The sequence below is a fragment of the Longimicrobiaceae bacterium genome, assembly GCA_035936415.1.
Taxonomy (GTDB): domain Bacteria; phylum Gemmatimonadota; class Gemmatimonadetes; order Longimicrobiales; family Longimicrobiaceae; genus JAFAYN01.
This window is the reverse complement of the sequence record DASYWD010000063.1, coordinates 1-3,502: the sequence shown is the minus strand read 5'-3', so window position 1 is coordinate 3,502 and position 3,502 is coordinate 1. Positions and strand designations below refer to the sequence as shown.

Here is a 3,502-nt window from a genome sequence, read left to right as displayed (position 1 = left end):
GACGGGCGCCGCCGCGGGGGCGGACGCCGCGCACGCGGCGGCGAGCGGGACCAGGGCGAGACCGGTCAGACGGAAAGCAGCGCGCACGGGCACCTCCAGTGGATACGGGCGAGTCGGTTCGGTCAGTCGGGCGTCGGCGGGGCGAGCCGCGCGAGAAGCGCCGCCAGCTCCACCTCCAGGAGCGAGCCCAGGCGCATGTCGTGCTCGCCGAAGGCCAGCGCCGCGGTGACGGAGTTGGGGACGACCACGCAGCGCATCCCGGCGCGCTTCGCGGCCAGGGCGCCATTGGGCGAGTCCTCGAAGGCGACCGCCTCATGCGGCGCGACGCCCAGCGCGTCACAGGCGCTCAGGTACAGCTCCGGGTCCGGCTTCACGCGGGCCACGTCGTCGGCGGTGCGGAGGGCGTCGAAGTACGGGAGGAGCCCCAGCCGGCCGAGCTGCCCCACCACCCAGCCGCGCCGGGAGCTGGACGCCAGCCCGATCCGCAGCCCCATCTCCCGGGCGGCGTCGAGCATCGCCTCCACGCCGGGAAGCGGCCCATGCCCCTCCACGGCGGCGTAGAAGCGCTCGCGGCGGAGGCGGACGATCGCCTCCCGGTCCAGCGTGCGCCCGGTGCACTCCTCCAGGTAGCCGTGCGCGTCGAACGCCCCGTCGTGCGTCCCGACACACGTCCCCCACAGCTCCAGCGGAAGATCCGCGCCGTGCTCGCGGAAGATCTCCCGGACCACGGCGTACTCGTGCGTCTCGCTGTCGAATACCAGCCCGTCGAAGTCGAAGACCAGCGCCCGGACCACGTCGCTCCCCCGTCGTCTGATGTTCCCCGTCCCTCGCACCCATCATGGGGAAGCCCCACGCGCCGCGCCAGGGGCGCGGCGCGCGGCGCGGCGCTTGCACGCACCCCGGCCGCCCGTCCCCCTTCACCGGCCGCGAAGGAAGTGCCGATGCCGCAGCAGCAGGAAGTGTACGACGTGGTGGTGGTGGGCGGCGGGCCCGCGGGGCTCTCCGCCGCGCTCTGGCTGGCCCGCTACCGCCGCAGGGCCGTCGTCTTCGACGCGGGCGACCCCCGCAACGCCGAGACCTGGGCGGTGCACGGCTACCCCGGCGTCCCCGAGGTGGAGCCCTACGAGCTGCGCCGGCAGATGAAGCAGCAGGCGCTGGACGCCGGGGCGGAGTTCGAGGCCGCCATGGTGGAGGCGGTCGAGGGCGAGGAGGGCGACTTCCGCGTCCGCCTCTCCGACGACCGCGAGTTCCGGGCGCGCCGCATCCTCCTCTGCACCGGGCTCAAGGACATCCTCCTGGAGGTCCCCGGCTTTGAGGAGCTGTGGGGCACCAGCATCTGGCACTGCCCGGACTGCGACGGGCCGGGGGTGGCCGGCCTGCGGGTGGGCGTGGTGGGATGGGGGCGGCAGATCGCCGCGTTCAGCACGTACCTGCTCACCTGGACGGACCGGGTCACGGTCCTCACGCACGGCCATTCCCCGGAGCTCCCGGAGAAGTCGCAGTCCGCGCTCGCCCGTTTCGAGATCCCCATCCGCACCGAGGTCATCGAGCGGCTGGAGGGCCGGGCCGGGTGCATCGACCGCGTGGTCTTCCACACCGGCGACTCGGCGGAGTTCGACGCGCTCTTCGTGCACATCGCCAGCGGGCCCGGCTCCACGCTCGCCGCCGACCTGGGGTGCGAGGCGGACGAGGAGGGGATCCTGCAGGTGGACTCCGAATTCCTCACCTCCGTGCCCGGCGTCTACGCCGCGGGCGACATCACGCCCGGCTCGCGGCTGGCGATCCGAGCCGCCTACGAGGGCGTGCGCGCCGCGGTCGGCATCCACAAGTCGCTGATCCCCGAAGAGAAGAGGGTCTAGGACCGGCAGGTCGGGGGGATCTCCGGACAAAGCCCTTGACACCATCCACTACGTGCTGAATATTCAGCATGTGCGGAAAAATCCGCACATGCTCCATACACCCCGTCCCTGGATCCCTGCCGATGCCGACGCTCCCCGCCGAGCTGAGCCGCCGCGAGCGCCAGATCATGGACATCATCTACCGCCGCGGCCGCGCGACCGCCGCCGAGGTGATGGACGACCTCCCCGATCCGCCCACGTACTCCGCCGTGCGCGCCGCGCTCCGGCTGCTGGAGGAGAAGGGAGCGCTCGCGCACGAGCAGGACGGCAGGCGCTACGTCTACCTCCCCACCACGCCGCGCAGCCGGGCGCGCAGCAGCGCCCTCCGCCACCTGGTCCGCACCTTCTTCGGCGGGAGCAGCGAGCAGGTGGTCAACGCGCTGCTGGAGGACGGAAAACCTTCCGCCGCCGAGCTGGACCGCATGGCGGCGCTCATCGAGGAAGCCCGCCGCAGGGAAGGAGGTGACCGATGACGCTCTCCGGCTCCGGCCTCGCAATGCCGCTCCTGGACGCGGCGCTCCGGGGCTCCGTGCTCATCCTGCTGGCGTGGGGTGCCACGCGCCTGATGCGCCGCGCCTCCGCCGCCAGCCGCCACATGGTCTGGGCCGCCGCGCTCACCGCCGTCGTGCTCGTCCCGCTGGTGGGCACCCTGGTCCCGCGCTGGGGGGTGCTCCCCCTCCCGCGGATCGCCGCCCCCGCCCCGGAGACCGCCCCCTCGTCCGAGCTGCCGCCGCCGGGGTCCACCGCCGAGCCGTTCATCGTCTCCGCGGCCTCCGCCGCTCCGGAGGTCGCTTCCCCGGCTGCTGAGGCCGCGACAGCGAGTCCCCCGGCGGAGGGTCTCGCGGTCCGGCCGGGGCTCGCCGCGGACTGGCAGGTGCTCCTCCTGCTCACCTGGCTCGCGGGCGCGGGACTGCTGACGCTGCGCCTGGGGTACGGGCTGACCCGCGTCTGGTGGCTGGAGCGCCGCGCGACGGAGATCACGGACGACGAATGGGTGCGCGCGGTGGACGCGCTCACGCGGCGGCTGCGGGTGGGGCGCATCGTCACCCTGCTGCGCGGACCCGGCGCCACCGTCCCCATGACCTGGGGGCTGATCCGCCCGGTGGTGCTCCTCCCCGAGGAGGCGGACGCCTGGGACGACGAGCGCCGCGTCGCGGTTCTGGCTCACGAGCTGGCCCACGTCCGCCGCTGGGACGCGCTGACGCAGTGGGCGGCCCACCTGGCCCTGGCGCTCTTCTGGTTCAACCCGCTGGTGTGGATCGCCTGCCGGCGGATGCGGGAGGAGCGCGAGCACGCCTGCGACGACGCCGTTCTGGCGCTGGGCACCCAGCCCACCCGCTACGCCGGCCACCTGCTGGAGATCGTCCGCGCCCTGGGTACGGCGGAGGGGCCCGCCGCCGCGCTCGCCATGGCCCGCCGCTCCCAGTTCGAGGGGCGCCTCCTCGCCATCCTGGACCGGGCCGCTCCCCGGGGCGGGGTGTCTCGCCGGGCGGTCCTCGCCACGCTCGCCGTTACGGCCGCCGTGACGGTCCCGCTCGCCGCCGTGGGTGCCGCGCCGCCCGCCGGACATGCGGCCGAAGCGACGGAGCCGATCTCGGAAGATG

General features: G+C 74.2%; 4 protein-coding genes. 3 read left to right on the top strand and 1 reads right to left on the bottom strand.

Features of this window, described 5'->3' with window-relative positions; all coding sequences use genetic code 11:
* Nucleotides 1–122: 122 nt before the first annotated feature.
* The gene (locus VGR37_02940) at nucleotides 123–794 is read right to left on the bottom strand and encodes an HAD family hydrolase (GenBank protein HEV2146349.1); all 672 of its coding nucleotides are present in this window, start codon (nucleotides 792–794) and stop codon (nucleotides 123–125) included.
* A gap of 147 nt (nucleotides 795–941) precedes the next feature.
* Here VGR37_02940 and VGR37_02935 point away from each other — a divergent pair, with 147 nt between their 5' ends.
* The 3 genes from VGR37_02935 to VGR37_02925 form a co-directional block, all read left to right on the top strand.
* A complete protein-coding gene (locus VGR37_02935) occupies nucleotides 942–1,859 on the top strand; it encodes an NAD(P)/FAD-dependent oxidoreductase (GenBank protein HEV2146348.1) in 918 nt (305 codons plus the stop codon).
* Nucleotides 1,860–1,981: 122 nt separating this feature from the next.
* Complete coding sequence (locus tag VGR37_02930) at nucleotides 1,982–2,371, top strand: BlaI/MecI/CopY family transcriptional regulator (GenBank protein HEV2146347.1); 390 nt, start codon at nucleotides 1,982–1,984, stop codon at nucleotides 2,369–2,371.
* A partial coding sequence (locus VGR37_02925; protein ID HEV2146346.1) for a M56 family metallopeptidase occupies nucleotides 2,368–3,502 on the top strand: 1,135 nt, incomplete at its 3' end. The genes VGR37_02930 and VGR37_02925, both read left to right, overlap by 4 nt.

What these genes read in the sequence shown, in the direction of transcription:
- VGR37_02935 (HEV2146348.1), top strand. Translation starts at nt 942, where the DNA reads ATGCCGCAGCAGCAGGAAGTGTACGACGTGGTGGTGGTGGGCGGCGGG.
- VGR37_02930 (HEV2146347.1), top strand. Translation starts at nt 1,982, where the DNA reads ATGCCGACGCTCCCCGCCGAGCTGAGCCGCCGCGAGCGCCAGATCATG.